This window comes from Streptomyces sp. JLSY215 (assembly GCF_059682825.1).
On sequence record NZ_CM185022.1, the window covers coordinates 4,010,982 to 4,030,800 of the forward strand.

Here is a 19,819-nt window from a genome sequence, read left to right on the forward strand (position 1 = left end):
CCCCGAGGGGGCGCCCACCCGGCCGCAAAGGCCCGGCTACGGAGTGGCCCGCCGACGGCGCGCACCCGGCCGGCGCTCGCTGGGGCGCGTCACCGGGTCCCCGGCCTCCAGCGCCGCGTCCCGGCGCTTGGCACCGAAGTCCGCCAGCGCTTCGGCCAGCTTGTGGACCGAGGGCTCCGGCGACATGACGTCCACCCGCAGCCCGTGCTCCTCGGCCGTCTTGGCCGTGGCCGGGCCGATGCAGGCGATCACGGTCACGTTGTGCGGCTTGCCGGCGATGCCGACGAGGTTCCGCACGGTCGACGAGGAGGTGAAGAGCACCGCGTCGAAGCCGCCGCCCTTGATCGCCTCCCGCGTCTCGGCCGGTGGCGGCGAGGCGCGCACGGTCCGGTAGGCCGTGACGTCGTCGACCTCCCAGCCCAGCTCGATCAGCCCGGCCACCAGCGTCTCGGTGGCGATGTCGGCACGCGGCAGGAAGACCCGGTCGATCGGGTCGAAGACCGGGTCGTACGGGGGCCAGTCCTCCAGCAGCCCGGCGGCCGACTGCTCGCCGCTCGGCACCAGGTCCGGCTTCACACCGAAGGCGACCAGCGCCTTGGCGGTCTGCTCACCCACCGCCGCGACCTTGATCCCGGCGAAGGCACGGGCATCGAGGCCGTACTCCTCGAACTTCTCCCGGACGGCCTTGACGGCATTGACCGAGGTGAAGGCGATCCACTCGTAGCGGCCGGTGACCAGGCCCTTGACCGCACGCTCCATCTGCTGCGGGGTGCGCGGCGGCTCGACGGCGATGGTCGGGACCTCGTGCGACACCGCGCCGTACGACACCAGCTGGTCGGAGAGCGACGCGGCCTGCTCCTTGGTGCGCGGTACGAGCACCCGCCAGCCGAACAGCGGCTTGGACTCGAACCACGACAGCTGGTCGCGCTGCGCCGGGGCGCTCCGCTCACCGACCACGGCTATGACCGACTGGCCACCGTCCGGCGAGGGCAGCACCTTGGCGGCCTTGAGCACCTGGGCGACGGACCCGAGGGTCGCGGTCCAGGTGCGCTGGCGGGTGGTGGTGCCGGCGACCGTGACGCTGAGCGGGGTGTCGGGCTTGCGGCCCGCCGTCACCAGCTCGCCGGCGGCCGAGGCCACCGAGTCCAGCGTGGTGGAGACGACGGCCGTGGCGTCGCTGGCGCCGAGCTCGGCCCAGCAGCGGTCGTCGGCGGTGCGGGCGTCGATGAAGCGGACGTCGGCACCCTGCGCATCGCGCAGCGGAACACCGGCGTACGCGGGGACACCGACGGCCGCGGCGATGCCCGGCACGACCTCGAAGACGATGCCCTCGGCGGCGCACGCCAGCATCTCCTCGGCGACGTATCCGTCCAGGCCGGGGTCGCCGGTGACCGCACGCACGACCCGCTTGCCCGCGCGCGCGGCCGCCATGACAAGATTGGCGGTGTCCCGAAGCGCCGAAACGCCATTGGGGGTGACGGGGATTGACGCCTCGTCAGCTGACGCCTGCAGCGGTGTGTCCACGTGTGCGCGGGCATGCACGCGCACGACGTCCAGCACCTGCGGGTCGGCGATCAGTACGTCCGCGGAGGCCAGCGCCTCCACGGCCCGCAACGTCAGCAGACCCGGGTCTCCCGGCCCGGCACCCAGGAAGGTGACCTGACCGGAGGCGGAGTGGTTTGGGGCGGTGGGGTTCAAAGTGCTCGCTCCCCCATAAGACCGGCCGCACCTTTAGCGAGCATCTCGGCGGCGAGTTCACGACCCAGGTTCAGCGGGGTCGTCACATCGTCGGGAGAGGCGGGTACGTGCCCGGTGGTGGACAAGTGCACCAGCGTGCTGCCGTCGGTCGTGCCGACGACGCCGCGCAAGTGCAATTCGGTGACAGTCTGCTCGTCAACCTGCAGGTCGGCCAGTGCCCCGACGGGTGCGGAGCAGCCGGCCTCCAGGGCGGCGAGCAGGGAACGCTCGGCGGTCACGGCGGCCCGGGTGTCCGGGTCGTCGAGTCCGGCGAGCTGGGCGACGAGGTCCACGTTGACCGCGGCGCACTCGATCGCCAGCGCCCCCTGGCCGGGGGCAGGCAAAACCACGTCGGGCGACAGCAGCTGCGTCGCCTCGTCGATCCGGCCGATCCGGGTGAGTCCGGCGGCGGCCAGCACGACCGCGTCCAGCTCGCCCTTTTCGACGAAGCCGATGCGGGTGTCGATGTTCCCGCGTATCGGTACGGTCTCCACGCGCCGGCCCAGCATCCTGGCCCAGGCGTTGAGCTGCGCCATCCTCCGGGGAGAGCCGGTGCCTATGCGGGCCACCCGGTCCTCGTCGGCGGTGAGCTCTTCGAACGTGAGGCCGTCGCGGGCGATCAGCGCGTCACGGGGGTCTTCCCGGACGGGGATCGCGGCCACGGTCAGGTCCTCGGGCTGCGCGGTCGGCAGGTCCTTGAGCGAGTGGACGGCGAAGTCGATGTCCCCGGCGAGCAGCGCATCGCGCAGCGCGGAGACGAACACGCCGGTGCCGCCGATCTGCGCGAGGTGCTCGCGGGAGGTGTCGCCGTACGTGGTGATCTCCACCAGCTCGACGGGGCGGCCGGTCAGCTCGCGCACCGCCTCGGCGACGTGTCCGGACTGGGCCATGGCGAGCTTGCTGCGCCGGGTGCCCAGTCGCAGGGCCCTGGTAGTGGTGTCGGTCATGATGTGCGCTCCCGTGCATCGTGCCTGTCGGCGCGCGTGTCGGCCCGGCTGACGGCGGCAACCGTCTGCGGGTCCAGATCGAAGAGTTCGCGCAACGCGTCCGCGTACCCGGCGCCGCCGGGCTCGCTGGCGAGCTGCTTGACCCGCACGGTGGGCGCGTGCAGGAGCTTGTCGACGACGCGGCGCACGGTCTGGGTGATCTCGGCGCGCTGCTTGTCGTCCAGGTCGGGGAGGCGGCCGTCGAGCCGGGCGATCTCGCCGGCCACGACGTCCGCGGCCATGGTGCGCAGGGCGACCACGGTGGGGGTGATGTGCGCCGCCCGCTGGGCCGCGCCGAAGGCGGCGACCTCGTCGGAGACGATGCCGCGCACCTTGTCCACGTCGGCCGCCATCGGCGCGTCCGCGGACGCGTCGGCCAGCGTCTCGATGTCGACGAGATGCGCGCCCTCGATCCGGTGGACCGCGGCGTCGATGTCGCGGGGCATGGCGAGGTCGAGCAGCGCCAGGCCGTCCGTACGGCCGGCCAGTGCGGCGGCCACCGCGTCGGCGCCCAGCACCAGTCCGGCCGCGCCCGTACAGGAGACGACCACATCGGCGCCCGCCAGCTCCGCCCCGACGGCGTCCATCGGCACCGCGCGGGCGGTCAGCCCGCTCGCCGCGCCGGGGCCGCCGGGCTCGGTGAGGATCTGGACCAGCCGCTCGGCGCGCGCCACCGTACGGTTGGCGACCGCCAGTTCGGCCACGCCGGCCCGTACGAGCGTGGTCGCGGCGAGCGAGGACATCGAGCCCGCGCCGATCACCAGCGCCCGCTTGCCATCGGCCCACTTCTCGACGTCGGCGCCGCCCGCGAGCTGCTCCAGGCCGAAGGTGACCAGCGACTGGCCGGCCTTGTCGATGCCGGTCTCGCTGTGGGCGCGCTTGCCGACCCGCAGCGCCTGCTGGAAGAGGTCGTTCAGCAGCCGGCCCGCGGTGTGCTGCTCCTGGGCGACGGCGAGCGCGTCCTTGATCTGGCCGAGGATCTGGCCCTCGCCGATGACCATCGAGTCCAGGCCGCAGGCCACCGAGAAGAGGTGGTGGACGGCGCGGTCCTCGTAGTGGACGTAGAGATAAGGGGTGAGCTCCTCCAGGGCCGCGCCGCCGTGGCGGGCCAGGAGGGTGGACAGCTCGGCGACACCGGCGTGGAACTTGTCCACATCGGCGTAGAGCTCGATGCGATTGCAGGTGGACAGCACCGCGGACTCGGTGGCCGGCTCCGCCGACACGGCGTCCTGGAGCAGCTTGCCGCGCACCTCGGGGGCGATCGCGGCCCGCTCCAGCACGCTCACCGGCGCGCTGCGGTGGCTCAGTCCGACAACGAGGAGACTCATGCCGGCATCACGGCGGGAATGTCCCCGTCGGGTCCCTTACGGTCGGCCGGGGCGGCGGCGCGCGCCACGGGGGCCTGCGGCCCGCCTTCCTGACCGGATTCCGGGCCGCCTTCCTGGCCGGATTCCTCGCCCGCCTTGCGCTGCTCGTGGAAGGCGAGGATCTGCAGCTCTATGGAGAGGTCGACCTTGCGGACGTCCACCCCGTCCGGGACGGTCAGGACGGTCGGCGCGAAGTTGAGGATCGAGGTGACACCGGCGGCGACCAGACGGTCACAGACCTGCTGGGCGGCCCCGGCCGGCGTGGCGATCACGCCGATCGAGACGCCGTTGGACTCGATGATGTGCTCCAGCTCATCCGTGTGCTGGACCGCGATGCCCGCGACGGGCTTGCCGGCCATGGCCGGGTCGGCGTCGATCAGGGCCGCGACGCGGAAGCCGCGGGAGGCGAAGCCACCGTAGTTGGCGAGGGCGGCGCCGAGGTTACCGATACCGACGATGACCACGGGCCAGTCCTGGGTCAGGCCGAGCTCACGCGAGATCTGGTAGACGAGGTACTCCACGTCGTAGCCGACGCCACGGGTCCCGTAGGAGCCGAGGTAGGAGAAGTCCTTGCGCAGCTTGGCGGAGTTGACCCCCGCCGCGGCCGCGAGCTCCTCGGAGGAGACCGTGGGGACCGAACGCTCGGAGAGCGCGGTCAGTGCACGCAGATACAGCGGAAGCCGGGCGACGGTGGCCTCGGGAATGCCTCGGCTTCGGGTCGCCGGTCGGTGAGTTCGGCCAGTTGCCACGGTGCTCCTGCGGGTAGAGCGGGGCTGCGGGCGCCGGCTGGGAACCCGACCGCCCTGTCTCTCGCAGGCTATGCCTTTGTGAACGCGTGCACAAAGATGGTGTCCGCTTTGTCCGCCCAAAGTGACCGGGGTCACGCGGCTTTTACCAGTGTTCGCGGAACCAACTCCCACGTCACACCGTTCACCCGCTTCCCGCTGATATCGCGGAAGCGCCGACGGGAGCACGAGCCCTCACTCCTTGCCGCTATACCCCCGGAAACCTACAAATCGCCCACCGATGGTAAGCGAACGGGCGGCCCGGAGCACCCTGCCGAATTGGCACAATGGCCCCATGGCCCCCTTGTTCAGCCGCAGCTCCCGCAAGAACCCCGCCGACGCGATGGTCACCCTCATCGGCAAGCCGGGCTGCCATCTGTGCGACGACGCCCAGGCCGTGATCGAAAAGGTCTGCGCCGAGACGGGCGCGTCCTGGGAGAAGAAGGACATCACCGAGGACGCCGAGCTGCACCGCCTCTACTGGGAGCAGATCCCGGTCGTCCTGGTGGACGGCAAACAGCACGATTTCTGGCGTGTCGACCCCAAGCGGCTGCGTGCGGCGCTGGGCGCCTGAGCCCCGCCGGCACCCGCACGGGACGCCCGTACGGCGGGCCCTTGCCCAACCTTTTGCCGCCCCAGGCCTTACGGACACGCGCCCGTAACCAGTCGCACCGAACAAACTGGCTACGCTACCGTCATGGCGCCCGCTCCCCACTGGTTCACCCGCCGCAGACGACCCGCCACGGCCCGCAGCGTGCTGGCCGGCGAGGCCGCGGCCGAGGCCGCCCGCAAGTCCTCCCAGGAGGCATCCGAGCCCGAGGAAGCCCCGGAGGAGCCGGAGTTCCCGGTCGCCGGGGACGAGGCGGCCGCCGCCTTCTTCGACCTCGACAACACCGTCATGCAGGGCGCGGCCCTCTTCCACTTCGGCCGCGGCCTCTACAAGCGGCACTTCTTCCACAAGCGCGATCTGGCCCGCTTCGCCTGGCAGCAGATCTACTTCCGGCTGGCCGGCTCGGAGAACCCCGAGCACATGGCGGACGTCCGCAACAGCGCGCTCTCGATCGTCCAGGGCCACCGCGTCGCCGAGTTGATGTCCATCGGCGAGGAGATCTACGACGAGTACATGGCCGAGCGCGTCTGGCCGGGCACCCGCGCCCTCGCCCAGGCGCACCTGGACGCGGGCCAGAAGGTCTGGCTGGTGACCGCCGCGCCGGTCGAGACCGCCACGATCATCGCCCGCCGCCTGGGCCTCACGGGCGCCCTGGGCACCGTCGCCGAGTCCGTCGGCGGCGTCTACACGGGCAAGTTGGTGGGCGAACCCCTGCACGGCCCGGCCAAGGCCGAGGCGGTCCGCGCGCTCGCCGCCGCCGAGGGCCTGGAGCTGTCGCACTGCGCCGCCTACAGCGACTCCGCCAACGACATCCCGATGCTCTCGCTCGTCGGGCACCCGTACGCGATCAATCCCGACAGCCGACTGCGCAAGCACGCCCGGGAACAGGGCTGGCGGCTGCGTGACTACCGGACCGGCCGCAAGGCGGCCAAGATCGGCATCCCCGCCGCCGCGGGAGTGGGCGCCCTCGCGGGCGGCGCCGCGGCCGCCGTCGCACTCCAGCGCCGCCGCCGCTGACCAGGGTTGATCACCGAACGGCGCGGCGGGCCATCCGGACTCCCTACCCCCACCGCCGCCCTGTCAGTCCCGCTGCTGGCGGTCAACCACAACACGCCCTCCAACCAGGCAGATTCCGTCGCCTTCCGATCAATAGTTGCTCCATATTCGATACTTGATCTGCCACCAAACGGCCACGGACCGTAAGTAATCGATGATTTGAGCAACTGGGTGTAGCGCTGCCTGTACGAAGCGTTATTCTCCTCAGACGCAATCCGGAACCCACACGTCCCTACGACGAGTGAACGGTCCCGCACTGCACGTGATGGAAGCTCTGCCTCTGGGAGTCCCGTGTACCCACACGTCGGGGTTGACGCCTCGGGCCTGGCTACGCTGCGTACGACGCTCGTCGACCACCTGCGCAGTTTTGTCCCCACCGCGTACGCCGTCCCCGCATTCGCCTCAGCCGTCCCCGCTGCCGGCCCCTGCTACGCCTTGGCCGACGGGAGCGCTGCGGTCAGCAAGGCCGCCGGCCGAACCCGCCGTTCCGGCACCGGCACGACCACCGCCCGTCGCCCCGCCGACAGCGACAGCCGTCGCATGATGGATCTCGTCGAACGCGCCCAGGCCGGCGAGGCCGACGCCTTCGGCAGCCTCTATGACCAGTACGCCGATACGGTCTACCGCTACATCTATTACCGCGTCGGCGGCCGGGCCACCGCCGAAGACCTCACCAGCGAGACCTTTCTGCGCGCGCTGCGCCGCATCGGCACCTTCACCTGGCAGGGCCGTGACTTCGGCGCCTGGCTGGTGACCATCGCCCGCAATCTCGTCGCCGACCACTTCAAGTCCTCCCGCTTCCGCCTGGAAGTCACCACCGGAGAGATGCTCGACGCCAACGAGGTCGAGCGCAGCCCCGAGGACTCGGTCCTCGAGTCCCTCTCCAACGCCGCCCTTCTGGAGGCGGTACGCAAGCTCAACCCCCAACAGCAGGAATGCGTCACACTCCGCTTCCTGCAGGGCCTCTCGGTCGCCGAGACGGCCCGCGTCATGGGCAAGAACGAGGGCGCGATCAAGACCCTCCAGTACCGGGCCGTCCGCACCCTGGCACGGCTCCTGCCCGAAGACGCCCGCTGACCGAAGCCGACCCGACCGCCCTCCCACCCCCACCTCCACCGAATTCCTCAACTCCTCCACGGCGTGCCGCACTTACTCTTGGTGACCACCCATGTCCGGTCGGTCAGATCATCGTGAGTGCGTAACCCGAGTGCCGCGGCGCTCGTTGTGCGGAATGCAGGCTCCATGCGGTCACGCCATGCCCGCCGCCCCTCACTCTTTCGAGTGGTCGCGACGTACGGCGTGCACCGTCCGGTCCGTCTGGACAGTCAAAGCCAGTCCGGGGAGTCGAGCGGGATGACGAGAGGAGGTGCCGCAGGTGATCGCGAATGTCTCGGCGCACCGGCGGGCCAACGCCTTCGCCCAGGCCCTGGAGGAGCAGGTCCTCCAGGGCACGGTGGCCGAGGACCAGGTCGACACCCCGGCGCAGGCGCCGGAAGAAGCACGGCTGTTGGCGGTCGCCGACGGCCTCGGGGAGCTCCCGAAGCCGGAGATGGCCGCCGAGGTCAAGACTGTCCAGCGCGCCCAGCTCGTCGCTGCGATGGAGGCCGCCTTCGCCGAAGGCGCACCGTCCGGCGACGCCAGGGTGCCCGAGCAGCGCACATCCAAGGGCACACACCGCGCCGCGAAATCCCTCGGCCGGCTGCGCCCTCACTCACGGCTCTCCAAGCGGTTGGCCGCGGGCGGGCTGACGGTCGGCGTCGCCGCCGGAGCGTTCAGCGGCGTCGCCGCGGCCAGCTCCGACGCCCTCCCCGGCGACTCCCTCTACGGCCTCAAACGCGGCATGGAGGACCTCAAGCTCGGCATGGCCGACGACGAGTCCGACCGCGGGCGGCTCTACCTCGACCAGGCGGCCACCCGCATGATGGAGGCCCGCCGGCTGATGGAGCGCGGCCGGGTCGCCGACCTCGACCACGAAGCGCTCGGCGAGGTCCGCAAGGCACTGGCCGGCGTCACCCATGACGCCGGTGAGGGACACCGCCTGCTGCACGAGGCGTACAAACGCGATGGCTCACTCGGCCCCATCCAGGCGCTGAACTCCTTCACCAAGTCGCACCGCGGCACGTGGAAGCAGCTACGCGACAGGCTCCCCGTACAGCTCACGGACGTCCGTGACAGCGTCAGCTCGGTCTTCGACGCCATAGACCAAGAGGTCGGTCCGCTCCGCTCGCTGCTGCCGCAGCCCGCGGACAGCAAGCACCCCCAGCACGGCGCGCCCGCCACCCCGGACACCGGCTCCGGCACGGGCGACCGCGCCACGCCGTCCGACAGCAAGCCCTCCGCCGGCAAGCACCGCGCCGGTTCGCACGCACCGCGCCCGTCGGCCTCACCGTCCCAGGACGAAGGCCTGCTGGGCGGCAATACCGGCGGCCTCCTCGACCCGCCCGTAAAGGGCGGCAGCCCCACCCCGCACACCGGCCACGGCCAACGGCACCGCGCCCCCGGCCACCCCGATGTCACCCTCCCGCCGCTGCTGCCCGGACTGCTTCCCGGCCTGGGCATCGACGGCGAGGACCTGCCGAAATAGCCCTACCCAGCGTTCTCTCCAGAACCGGCGCTCGGTGTTCTTCCGGTCCTTCCCTCGGAAGAACACCGAGCGCCGCTGCATGACCAGCTTGTAGCGCGTCTGCTGCGGCAGCACTCCCCCGGGGACCGACCCCCGCCCCCACGCCCCCGGGGAACGCCGACGCCCTCACCGATCACTTCTCAGAGCAACTCAGAACAACGCGGAACAACTCGGAAGAAGAACTCAGAAGAACACCGAGCGCCGCTGCACCAGCAGCTTGTAGAGCGTGTGCTGAATCGTTTCGCGCACCTGATCGGTCAGGTTGAACATCAGCATCGGGTCGTCCGCCGCCTCCGGCGGATAGCCGTCCGTCGAGATCGGCTCGCCGAACTGGATCGTCCACTTCGTCGGCAGCGGAACCGCCCCCAGCGGCCCGAACCACGGGAACGTCGGCGTGAGGGGGAAGTACGGCAGCCCCAGGACGCGGGCCAGCGTCTTGGCGTTCCCGATCATCGGGTAGATCTCCTCCGCGCCCACGATGGAGCACGGCACGATCGGCACCCCGGCCTTCAGCGCCGTCGAGACGAACCCGCCCCGCCCGAACCGCTGAAGCTTGTAGCGGTCCGCGAAGGGCTTGCCGATGCCCTTGAAGCCCTCCGGCATCACCCCGACGACCTCACCGCGCTCCAGCAGCCGCTGCGCGTCCTCCGCGCACGCCAGGGTGTGCCCGGCCTTCCGCGCCAGTTCGTTTATCACCGGCAGGACGAACACCAAATCGGCCGCCAGCAGCCGCAGATGACGCTCGGCCGGATGATGGTCATGCACCGCGACCTGGAGCATCAGGCCGTCCAGCGGCAGGGTCCCGGAGTGATTGGCGACGATCAGCGCACCGCCGTCGGAGGGGATGTTCTCGACACCCCTCACCTCGACCCGGAAGTACTTCTCGTAGAACGGCCGCAGCAGCGACATCAGGACCTGGTCGGTCAGCTCCTCGTCGTAGCCGAAGTCGTCGACCTCGTAGTCGCCGGTGATCCGCCGGCGCAGGAAGGCCAGCCCGCCCGCGATCTTCTCGTCGAGGGACCGCCCGGCGCTGGGCCGCGGTTGCGCCGTCGGTTCCTCGGGCTCGCTGCGCGCCTCCGGTACGGGCGCCAGCGCCGCACCCTGCTCCGCGCGCTCGGCCCGCCTGGCCTTTCTGCGCGCCCGAGGCTCCTCGCCGAAGGGAATGACCTTGGCGTCCGCCATCGTGGGTGAACTCCTCACTGGGTCGCGCCGCTGCGTGCGGGCAGCACGCCGGCGAGCTTGTCGACGGTGCGGGCGAGGCACTCGGGCGGCAGCAGCCCGGGGCCGCGGCTGCGGGCGAATTCCGCGAAGGTCTCCGCCGTCGTGTACTGCGGGTGGAACCCCAGTGTCTCGCGCATCTGTGTCGTCTCGACGACTCTGCCGTGTGTCAGCATCCGGATCTGTTCCGGCGAGAAGTCCGTGATGCCGATGGCGCGCAACGCCGCACCGGCCCACGTCACGGTCGGCAGGAACAGCGGCAGCGTGGGCCGCCCCAGCCGCCGGGAGATCTGCGAGAGCAGCAGCACCCCGTCCCCGGCGATATTGAACGTACCGCTGTTGAGCGTGCCGCGACGCGGCTCGGCGGCGGCGATCCGCAGCACCTCGATCGCGTCATCCTCATGGACGAACTGCAGCCGCGGGTCATAGCCGAGGACCGTCGGCCACACGGGCAGGGAGAAGTACTCGGCGAGCGAGGAGTCCGCGCACGGCCCAAGGACATTGGCGAAGCGCAGGACACACACCGCCACATCGGGCCGCCGCCGGGCGAACCCGCGGACATACCCCTCGATCTCGACGACGTCCTTCGCGAAGCCGCCGCTGGGCAGCGACTTGGGCGGGGTGGTCTCGGTGAAGACCGCCGGGTCCCTCGGCGCGGAACCGTAGACGCTGGCGCTCGACTTGACGACCAGACGCTGCACCTTCGGGGCCTTCTGACAGGCGCCGAGGAGCTGCATGGTCCCGATGACGTTGGATTCCTTGACGGCGGTCCGGCCGCCGCGGCTGCCCAGGGGCGTGCCGTTGATGTCCATGTGGACGACGGTGTCGACGCCCGTCTCGGCCAGGACCCTGGCGATCGTCGGCTGCCGGATGTCGGCCTTGAGGAATTCGGCGCCGCCCAAATGGTGCTCCGGTGGCACGGCATCGACCCCGATCACCCGGTCGATGTCGGGATCGCGCTGGATACGGCGGATGAACCGGCCCCCCAGCTGGCGTGCGGCTCCCGTGACGAGCACGACCTTGCCCAAGATCAGCCCTTCCTTCCCGCCCTCGGCCTCCGCCTGAGTCGAGCTGTACGGGCCACGCTATCGGGTCGGTGTTGCGGGGCGATGACCGCAGGATGCCCTTCGCTGCATTTCGCTCCCAAGGCACGCCCATACGGCCCACAACGCACCGCGGCCCCCCGCCACACCAAGGTGGCAGGAGGCCGCGAAATCGTGATTCAGCGCCGCTTACTTCTTGTTACGACGCTGAACACGGGTGCGCTTGAGCAGCTTGCGGTGCTTCTTCTTGGCCATCCGCTTGCGCCGCTTCTTGATAACAGAGCCCACGACTACCCTCGCTCACTTCGAATCACTCGGTGCGGGGCGTCCGAGCCCACACTACCTACATCGGGCCAGCCTACCCGGCGCCGAGCGTACGGCGTAATCCGAGGGTCGCCGAAGGACCCGTCAGGCTGATTCCACCCCCACATAGGACTCGCGGAGGTAGTCATGAACGGCCTGCTCCGGAACCCGGAAAGACCTCCCCACCCTGATCGCGGGCAGATGACCGCTGTGCACCAAGCGGTACACGGTCATCTTCGACACTCGCATGACCGTGGCCACTTCCGCCACGGTCAGGAACACGACCTCGTTCAGAGGCCTCTGGTCTGCAGCCATGCCACACCTGCACCTTCCGCATAAGACGGTCACCGGCTTCCCCTCCGGTGACTCTTCGTCGCTATGCGCTCACTCCCCAGATTAGGGGCCAGTGATGCGAGTGGGGAAGAGGAGCAGCGAACAGCCGCCTACTGTGACAGACACGCCCGATTGAGTACATAACGCGTCAGGGGCCGGTAGTAAGCGGGCCGTACGGCGTCATCGAGCGGCACCACCGCGGACACCCGCCCCTCCGCCTGTCCGACGAACAGTGCGGGATCGTCCGTATCCGCCAGCCCGATCGCCTCGATGCCCAGCTGACCTGCCCCGCAGACCCATCCGTGGTCGCCGATCACCAGCCCCGGAAGCGGCCCGTCGGCGTCCGCCGCGGCGGCCAGCGCGGTCCGTACCGGGAGCGGCGAATGGGTGTGCACGCCCCCCGTACCGGGTGCTCCCCGCGCGCCCGCCTCGCGCATCAGCGCAACTCCCCGTACGTAAGCGAGCGAGCGGGTACGTACCCCGAACCCGGTCGCTATGTCGACACGGCAGCCATACGCCGGGGTGAGGACGGGGCAGCCCGCCGACGAGAGAGCGTCTGCGAGGGTGGCGTAGAACTCCAGCAGCCGGTGCGGATGCCCGGTACCGAGCAGCACCGGCGTCCGCCGGCCGGCCGCCTCGCCGACCCGCTCCGCAAACCCGTCCAGCGCCGCGATGGTTCGATCAGGATCGATCACATCGGGGCCGGAAGTGTGCGCGGGATCGGCCGAAACGCCGCACTTCTGCCCCATCAGTCGCAGAACTTCGCCGACCGGCCAGTCCCCTTCGGGATCGAGCCCCAGGAGGACCCGGGGATCGCGCGCCGCGAAGAGCCGATAGCGTCCCAGACTTTTCTCGCGCAGGGTCGCGATCGTCCCCGCGAGCCGCGCCTCGATCAGGTGCGCCCGCAGCGCCCCGGTGGCCAACACGCGCCCCATGGTCATGCGTCGACCTGCCGCGGATGCCCTAACCGACGGGTAGTCACACATCCGGGGGCACGGGAACGGGAAACGGGAACGGGGACAGGAGCAGGAGCAGGAGCAGGAACAGGAACAGGAACAGGAAAAAGTACAGCCGCATCCGAACGGCCGGGGAGGCGCTCACCCGCGACAACGGTGAGTCAGCGCCCTTCGGCCACCCCGCCGTTACGGAAGCAGCCCGTGCGCGGGAAAGACCGCCCGCCGGGTGGCCAGCACCGCCTGGTCCAGCCGATCGGCGGGGTCGTAACCGCCGTCGGCGAAGTCCCGCCACTGCGGTGTACGCCCGTCCGTCATCCGCTGCGGCGCCAACTGCCGCGTACGGCGGAACACTTCATGCCGCCACGCCTCCGGCACCATCGAGGCCGGATCGATCGGCCGCCCCGCCGCGATCGCCGTCAGATGCGTCCAGCTGCGCGGCACCACATCGACCACCGCATAGCCGCCGCCCCCAAGCGCGACCCACCGGCCGTCGGCATGCGTATGCGCCAGCTCATGGCAGGCCTCCGCCACCGCCCGCTGCGCGTCCACACTCACCGCCAGATGCGCCAGCGGGTCCTCGAAGTGCGTGTCCGCGCCGTGCTGCGACACGATCACCTGTGGCCGGAAGGCGCCCAGCAGCTCCGGCACCACCGCGTGAAAGGCCCGCAGCCATCCCTCGTCACCCGTTCCGGCCGGCAGCGCCACATTGACGGCACTGCCCTCCGCGCCCTCCCCGCCGGTCTCCTCCGGCCAGCCGGTCTGCGGAAAGAGTGTCCGCGGATGCTCGTGCAGGGAGATCGTCAGCACCCGCGGGTCCTCCCAGAACGCCGCCTGTACGCCGTCCCCGTGGTGCACATCCACATCCACATACGCCACCCGCTCGGCGCCCAGCTCCAGCAGCCGGGCGATCGCCAGCGCCGCGTCGTTGTAGATGCAGAACCCGGACGCGCCGCCCGGCATCGCATGGTGCAGCCCGCCGGCGAAGTTCACCGCATGCAGCACATCGCCGCGCCAGACGGCCTCCGCCGCCCCGACCGACTGCCCCGCGATCAGCGCCGACGCCTCATGGATCCCCACGAACGCCGGGTCGTCCTCCGTCCCCAGCCCGTACGACATGTCCGCCGAAGCCGGGTCGAGGGAGGCCCGCCGCACCGCCTCGATGTAGTCCTCGCGATGCACCAGCCGCAGCGTGGAGTCCCCGGCCGGCTTGGCCGCGACCACTTCCAGGGGCCCACGGTCGAGCTCGTACGCCTCCACCAGGCGCATGGTCAGCGCGAGCCTGACCGGGTCCATCGGATGGCCGGGCCCGAAGTCATAACCCGTTACTGCCTCATCCCACATCAGCTGTGCGCGGCCGCTCATGTTCGTCACCGTATCGGGCCTGCGGTGACCCGAACGAGCGGGCATACACCAACGTCACCAGTACGAGCGCCATCGGAACGAGCATTGCCCCCCGATAGCTCCAGGCATCCCCCAGCGCCCCCACCAACGGCGAACCGATCAAGAACCCCACATAGTTGAAAATATTCAGCCGCGCGACGGCCGTGTCCGAAGCCGTGGGGAACAGCCTGCCCGCCGCCGCGAACGTCTGCGGAACGATCACACACAGCCCGAGCCCCAGTAGCGTGAACCCCGCCATCCCGATCCACGCCCCCTGCGCCGCCGCCACCACCGCGAAGCCGGCCGCCGCGACGACCGTCCCGGTCCGCACCACCGCGGCCGCCCCGAACCGCCGCACCCCCAGGTCCCCCACGGCCCGCCCGAGCAGCGTGGTGACCATGTAGACGTTGTACGGCACGGTCGCCAGCTGCTCCGAGCTCCCCAGAACGTCCTGCAGATACTTGGCGCTCCAGTTGGAGACCGTCGAATCCCCGATATACGCAAACGCCATCACCAGACACAGCGGCAACAGCAGCCGCATCGCAACCGGCGCCGCCTTCACCGCTGCGCCCTCAGCGGCCTCGGCCGGCTCCCCGTCCACGAACCACCGGCCCGCCAGCAGCGCGACCGGCGCCAACACCAGCACCACCGGCCCGTACAGCACCGCCAGCGACAGATGCCAGTGCGCCCCGGCCCACGCCAGCGACGCCCCGACTATGCCGCCCAGGCTGTACGCGGCATGGAAGCCGAGCATGATGCTTCGCCCGTACGCCCGCTGCAAACTGACGCCCAGCATGTTCATCGAGGCGTCCAGCGCCCCCACGGACAGCCCGAACGCCGCCAGCGCGCACGCCACCTGCCCCATCGACCCGACCGACCCCACGGCCAGCAACGCCAGGCACACCACCGGCTGCACACACCGCAGCACCCGGCTGGGCCGCACCCGCTTCACCAGATGCTCGGTGGCGACGCTGCCGACCCCGGCCAGCACCGGCACCGCCGCCAGGAAGACCGGCAGCAGGCCGTCCGAGATTCCATACCGGTCCTGGATCGCCGGTATGCGCGTCACCAGAAGGGCGAAAACCGCCCCCTGGATAAAGAAGCTGATGGCAAGCGAGGCACGTCCGTGCCGCAGCTGCGCTCCTGGAACCAGTGGGGCCGTCATGGCCGCACAGCCTAGAACTCGGCGCTACTCATGGGTAGATAGATCACTCAACCAATTCCGCGGACGGCTCGCCCGCCTGGTGCAGCAGCCCCAACAACTCCGTCATCTCGGCGAACAGCCCCGTCGCTCCGGCCTCCGCCAGCGCCGCCCCCGGCGTCATCGCCGTGTACCCGTAGACATCCATCCCCGCCGCGACCGCCGCCCGCACCCCCAGCACGCTGTCCTCGACGACCACACACCGCTCCGGGACAACCCCCATCACCCGAGCCGCATGCAGAAACAAATCCGGCTCAGGCTTTCCCCGCCCCACATCCTGTGCAGAAAAGATCCGTTCGTCACCGAACCGCTCGAAGAGCCCGGTCTTCTTCAGCCCCACCCGTATCCGCTCATGGCTCCCCGAGGACGCAACGCAGTAGGCATGGCTTTCCGCGGCCAGCTCCCCCAGCACCTCGCCGACCCCCGCCACCGGCTCCAGGTCCCGCCGGAACGCCTCAAAAACCCGCCCATGAAACGTCGCGTCGAAGTCCGCCGGCAGCCGCTCCCCCGACCGCTCCAGCACCGCATCGTGAATACGGTGCATCGCCCCGCCCATGTAGTCCCGTAGCGATTCCTCATACGTGGTCGGGTGGCCCAATTCCGTGAGGTACGCAGCAAGGACACCATTCGAGATCGGCTCGCTGTCCACAAGGACACCATCATTATCGAAAATGACCAGGTCGTAGCTCATCCCTCGAGCGTACCCACCCGGTGAACGCAGAAAAGCCCCGCACCATACGGTGCGGGGCTTCCCACAAAATTTGTTCGGCGGCGTCCTACTCTCCCACAGGGTCCCCCCTGCAGTACCATCGGCGCTGAAAGGCTTAGCTTCCGGGTTCGGAATGTAACCGGGCGTTTCCCTAACGCAATGACCACCGAAACACTATGAAGTTAACACCGGAGCATGACTCAACGGTCGTTACTTCAGAACCTACACAGTGGACGCGAGCAACTGAGGACAAGCCCTCGGCCTATTAGTACCAGTCAACTCCACACCTTACGGCGCTTCCATATCTGGCCTATCAACCCAGTCGTCTACTGGGAGCCTTAACCAATCAAGTTGGTGGGAGCCCTCATCTCGAAGCAGGCTTCCCGCTTAGATGCTTTCAGCGGTTATCCTTTCCGAACGTAGCCAACCAGCCATGCCCTTGGCAGGACAACTGGCACACCAGAGGTTCGTCCGTCCCGGTCCTCTCGTACTAGGGACAGCCCTTCTCAAGACTCCTACGCGCACAGCGGATAGGGACCGAACTGTCTCACGACGTTCTAAACCCAGCTCGCGTACCGCTTTAATGGGCGAACAGCCCAACCCTTGGGACCGACTCCAGCCCCAGGATGCGACGAGCCGACATCGAGGTGCCAAACCATCCCGTCGATATGGACTCTTGGGGAAGATCAGCCTGTTATCCCCGGGGTACCTTTTATCCGTTGAGCGACGGCGCTTCCACAAGCCACCGCCGGATCACTAGTCCCTACTTTCGTACCTGCTCGACCCGTCAGTCTCACAGTCAAGCTCCCTTGTGCACTTACACTCAACACCTGATTGCCAACCAGGCTGAGGGAACCTTTGGGCGCCTCCGTTACTCTTTAGGAGGCAACCGCCCCAGTTAAACTACCCACCAGACACTGTCCCTGATCCGGATCACGGACCCAGGTTAGACATCCAGCACGACCAGAGTGGTATTTCAACAATGACTCCACAACCACTGGCGTGGCTGCTTCAAAGTCTCCCACCTATCCTACACAAGCCGAACCGAACACCAATATCAAGCTATAGTAAAGGTCCCGGGGTCTTTCCGTCCTGCTGCGCGAAACGAGCATCTTTACTCGTAATGCAATTTCACCGGGCCTATGGTTGAGACAGTCGAGAAGTCGTTACGCCATTCGTGCAGGTCGGAACTTACCCGACAAGGAATTTCGCTACCTTAGGATGGTTATAGTTACCACCGCCGTTTACTGGCGCTTAAGTTCTCAGCTTCGCCACACCGAAATGTGACTAACCGGTCCCCTTAACGTTCCAGCACCGGGCAGGCGTCAGTCCGTATACATCGCCTTACGGCTTCGCACGGACCTGTGTTTTTAGTAAACAGTCGCTTCTCGCTGGTCTCTGCGGCCACCACCAGCTCACCGAGTAAATCGGATCACCAGCAATGGCCCCCCTTCTCCCGAAGTTACGGGGGCATTTTGCCGAGTTCCTTAACCATAGTTCACCCGAACGCCTCGGTATTCTCTACCTGACCACCTGAGTCGGTTTAGGGTACGGGCCGCCATGAAACTCGCTAGAGGCTTTTCTCGACAGCATAGGATCATCCACTTCACCACAATCGGCTCGGCATCAGGTCTCAGCCTTAACGTGTGACGGATTTGCCTACCACACGGCCTACACCCTTACCCCGGGACAACCACCGCCCGGGCTGGACTACCTTCCTGCGTCACCCCATCGCTTACCTACTACCACCTTGGGTCAGCGGCTCCACCACGTCCCTTCGTCCGAAGACTCCAGGCCGGCTTCACGGCCTTAGCATTAATGGATTCGATATTGGGCGTTTCAAAGCGGGTACCGGAATATCAACCGGTTGTCCATCGACTACGCCTGTCGGCCTCGCCTTAGGTCCCGACTTACCCTGGGCAGATCAGCTTGACCCAGGAACCCTTAGTCAATCGGCGCACACGTTTCCCACGTGTGTATCGCTACTCATGCCTGCATTCTCACTCGTGAACCGTCCACAACTCGTTTCCACGGCTGCTTCACCCGGCACACGACGCTCCCCTACCCATCACGATCCCCGTTAGAGGTAATATCGCAATGACACGACTTCGGCGGTGTGCTTGAGCCCCGCTACATTGTCGGCGCGGAATCACTTGACCAGTGAGCTATTACGCACTCTTTCAAGGGTGGCTGCTTCTAAGCCAACCTCCTGGTTGTCTCTGCGACTCCACATCCTTTCCCACTTAGCACACGCTTAGGGGCCTTAGTCGATGCTCTGGGCTGTTTCCCTCTCGACCATGGAGCTTATCCCCCACAGTCTCACTGCCGCGCTCTCACTTACCGGCATTCGGAGTTTGGCTAAGGTCAGTAACCCGGTAGGGCCCATCGCCTATCCAGTGCTCTACCTCCGGCAAGAAACACACGACGCTGCACCTAAATGCATTTCGGGGAGAACCAGCTATCACGGAGTTTGATTGGCCTTTCACCCCTAACCACAGGTCATCCCCCAGGTTTTCAACCCTGGTGGGTTCGGTCCTCCACGAAGTCTTACCTCCGCTTCAACCTGCCCATGGCTAGATCACTCCGCTTCGGGTCTTGGGCACGCTACTCAACGCCCTATTCGGACTCGCTTTCGCTACGGCTTCCCCACACGGGTTAACCTCGCAACATACCGCAAACTCGCAGGCTCATTCTTCAAAAGGCACGCAGTCACGACACAAGGAACAAGTTCCTTGTGCGACGCTCCCACGGCTTGTAGGCACACGGTTTCAGGTACTATTTCACTCCGCTCCCGCGGTACTTTTCACCATTCCCTCACGGTACTATCCGCTATCGGTCACCAGGGAATATTTAGGCTTAACGGGTGGTCCCGCCAGATTCACACGGGATTTCTCGGGCCCCGTGCTACTTGGGTGTCTCTCAAACGAGCCGTCAATGTTTCAGCTACGGGGGTCTTACCCTCTACGCCGGACCTTTCGCATGTCCTTCGCCTACATCAACGGTTTCTGACTCGTCTCACAGCCGGCAGACTATGAAAGAGAGATCCCACAACCCCAACCACGCAACCCCTGCCGGGTATCACACGTGACTGGTTTGGCCTCATCCGGTTTCGCTCGCCACTACTCCCGGAATCACGGTTGTTTTCTCTTCCTGCGGGTACTGAGATGTTTCACTTCCCCGCGTTCCCTCCACACTGCCTATGTGTTCAGCAGCGGGTGACAGCCCATGACGACTGCCGGGTTTCCCCATTCGGACACCCCCGGATCAAAGCTCGGTTGACAGCTCCCCGGGGCCTATCGCGGCCTCCCACGTCCTTCATCGGTTCCTGGTGCCAAGGCATCCACCGTGCGCCCTTAAAAACTTGGCCACAGATGCTCGCGTCCACTGTGCAGTTCTCAAGCAACGACCAGCCACCCACCACCCCAACCCGAAGGCTGAGTTCACTGGGGCCGGCATCGCGAAGGTCCAGACCGTAGCCCGTACCCTCAGATACCCAACAACGTGCCCGGCCC

16 protein-coding genes and 2 rRNA genes are annotated in these 19,819 nt (G+C 67.9%); 4 read left to right on the top strand and 14 right to left on the bottom strand.

What is annotated here, in order from left to right:
* Positions 1 to 36 precede the first annotated feature (36 nt).
* The 4 genes from AC5677_RS17905 to AC5677_RS17920 are packed head-to-tail and all read right to left on the bottom strand — an operon-like array spanning position 37 to position 4,839.
* Positions 37 to 1,698, bottom strand: coding sequence for a bifunctional uroporphyrinogen-III C-methyltransferase/uroporphyrinogen-III synthase (locus tag AC5677_RS17905; protein WP_497196021.1), 1,662 nt, complete (start codon positions 1,696 to 1,698; stop codon positions 37 to 39).
* Entirely contained in the window at positions 1,695 to 2,684 is a 990-nt protein-coding gene (hemC, locus tag AC5677_RS17910; RefSeq protein WP_497196022.1) for a hydroxymethylbilane synthase, read from the bottom strand. Before hemC ends, AC5677_RS17905 begins: the two co-directional genes overlap by 4 nt.
* Positions 2,681 to 4,051 (bottom strand): glutamyl-tRNA reductase, encoded by a 1,371-nt coding sequence (locus AC5677_RS17915; protein ID WP_497196023.1) that lies wholly within the window; start codon positions 4,049 to 4,051, stop codon positions 2,681 to 2,683. The genes hemC and AC5677_RS17915 overlap by 4 nt, the downstream gene beginning before the upstream one ends.
* Positions 4,048 to 4,839 (bottom strand): redox-sensing transcriptional repressor Rex, encoded by a 792-nt coding sequence (locus AC5677_RS17920; protein WP_497196024.1) that lies wholly within the window; start codon positions 4,837 to 4,839, stop codon positions 4,048 to 4,050. Before AC5677_RS17920 ends, AC5677_RS17915 begins: the two co-directional genes overlap by 4 nt.
* A 331-nt stretch (positions 4,840 to 5,170) precedes the next feature.
* On the opposite strand from AC5677_RS17920, the gene AC5677_RS17925 reads away from it, so the two are divergent.
* The 4 genes from AC5677_RS17925 (at position 5,171) to AC5677_RS17940 (ending at position 9,125) form a co-directional block, all read left to right on the top strand.
* Positions 5,171 to 5,449, top strand: a complete 279-nt coding sequence (locus tag AC5677_RS17925) for a glutaredoxin family protein (RefSeq protein ID WP_497196025.1) — start codon at positions 5,171 to 5,173, stop codon at positions 5,447 to 5,449.
* A 123-nt stretch (positions 5,450 to 5,572) separates the two neighbouring features.
* A complete protein-coding gene (locus AC5677_RS17930; RefSeq protein WP_497196026.1) occupies positions 5,573 to 6,502 on the top strand; it encodes an HAD family hydrolase in 930 nt (309 codons plus the stop codon).
* 330 nt (positions 6,503 to 6,832) lie between these two features.
* A complete protein-coding gene (locus AC5677_RS17935) occupies positions 6,833 to 7,618 on the top strand; it encodes an ECF subfamily RNA polymerase sigma factor, BldN family (RefSeq protein ID WP_403515921.1) in 786 nt (261 codons plus the stop codon).
* Positions 7,619 to 7,916: 298 nt separating this feature from the next.
* Complete coding sequence (locus AC5677_RS17940; RefSeq protein ID WP_497196027.1) at positions 7,917 to 9,125, top strand: DUF5667 domain-containing protein; 1,209 nt, start codon at positions 7,917 to 7,919, stop codon at positions 9,123 to 9,125.
* Positions 9,126 to 9,347: 222 nt separating this feature from the next.
* Here the strand turns inward: AC5677_RS17940 and AC5677_RS17945 are convergent, their stop codons facing one another.
* From AC5677_RS17945 to AC5677_RS17990, 10 genes are all read right to left on the bottom strand, one after another.
* Complete coding sequence (locus tag AC5677_RS17945; RefSeq protein WP_497196028.1) at positions 9,348 to 10,346, bottom strand: lysophospholipid acyltransferase family protein; 999 nt, start codon at positions 10,344 to 10,346, stop codon at positions 9,348 to 9,350.
* 14 nt (positions 10,347 to 10,360) lie between these two features.
* Positions 10,361 to 11,410 carry an NAD-dependent epimerase/dehydratase family protein gene (locus tag AC5677_RS17950; RefSeq protein WP_497196029.1) on the bottom strand — a complete coding sequence of 350 codons (1,050 nt, stop codon included), beginning with the start codon at positions 11,408 to 11,410 and terminating at the stop codon, positions 10,361 to 10,363.
* Positions 11,411 to 11,614: 204 nt separating this feature from the next.
* On the bottom strand, positions 11,615 to 11,713 hold the full coding sequence (locus AC5677_RS17955; protein ID WP_003948845.1) for a 30S ribosomal protein bS22: 99 nt from the start codon (positions 11,711 to 11,713) through the stop codon (positions 11,615 to 11,617).
* A 120-nt stretch (positions 11,714 to 11,833) separates the two neighbouring features.
* A complete protein-coding gene (locus AC5677_RS17960; protein ID WP_014144137.1) occupies positions 11,834 to 12,043 on the bottom strand; it encodes a helix-turn-helix domain-containing protein in 210 nt (69 codons plus the stop codon).
* Between the two features lie 128 nt (positions 12,044 to 12,171).
* Positions 12,172 to 12,987 (bottom strand): phosphatase, encoded by an 816-nt coding sequence (locus tag AC5677_RS17965; protein ID WP_497196666.1) that lies wholly within the window; start codon positions 12,985 to 12,987, stop codon positions 12,172 to 12,174.
* 216 nt (positions 12,988 to 13,203) lie between these two features.
* Entirely contained in the window at positions 13,204 to 14,379 is a 1,176-nt protein-coding gene (locus AC5677_RS17970) for an acetoin utilization protein AcuC (protein ID WP_497196030.1), read from the bottom strand.
* Positions 14,348 to 15,562: an MFS transporter gene (locus AC5677_RS17975; protein ID WP_497196031.1), complete on the bottom strand. Its 1,215-nt coding sequence runs from the start codon at positions 15,560 to 15,562 to the stop codon at positions 14,348 to 14,350. The genes AC5677_RS17970 and AC5677_RS17975 overlap by 32 nt, the downstream gene beginning before the upstream one ends.
* A 43-nt stretch (positions 15,563 to 15,605) precedes the next feature.
* Positions 15,606 to 16,289: an HAD family hydrolase gene (locus tag AC5677_RS17980; protein ID WP_497196032.1), complete on the bottom strand. Its 684-nt coding sequence runs from the start codon at positions 16,287 to 16,289 to the stop codon at positions 15,606 to 15,608.
* 72 nt (positions 16,290 to 16,361) lie between these two features.
* Positions 16,362 to 16,478 (bottom strand): 5S ribosomal RNA (rrf, locus tag AC5677_RS17985).
* Positions 16,479 to 16,552: 74 nt separating this feature from the next.
* Positions 16,553 to 19,674 (bottom strand): 23S ribosomal RNA (locus tag AC5677_RS17990).
* Between the last annotated feature and the right edge of the window lie 145 nt (positions 19,675 to 19,819).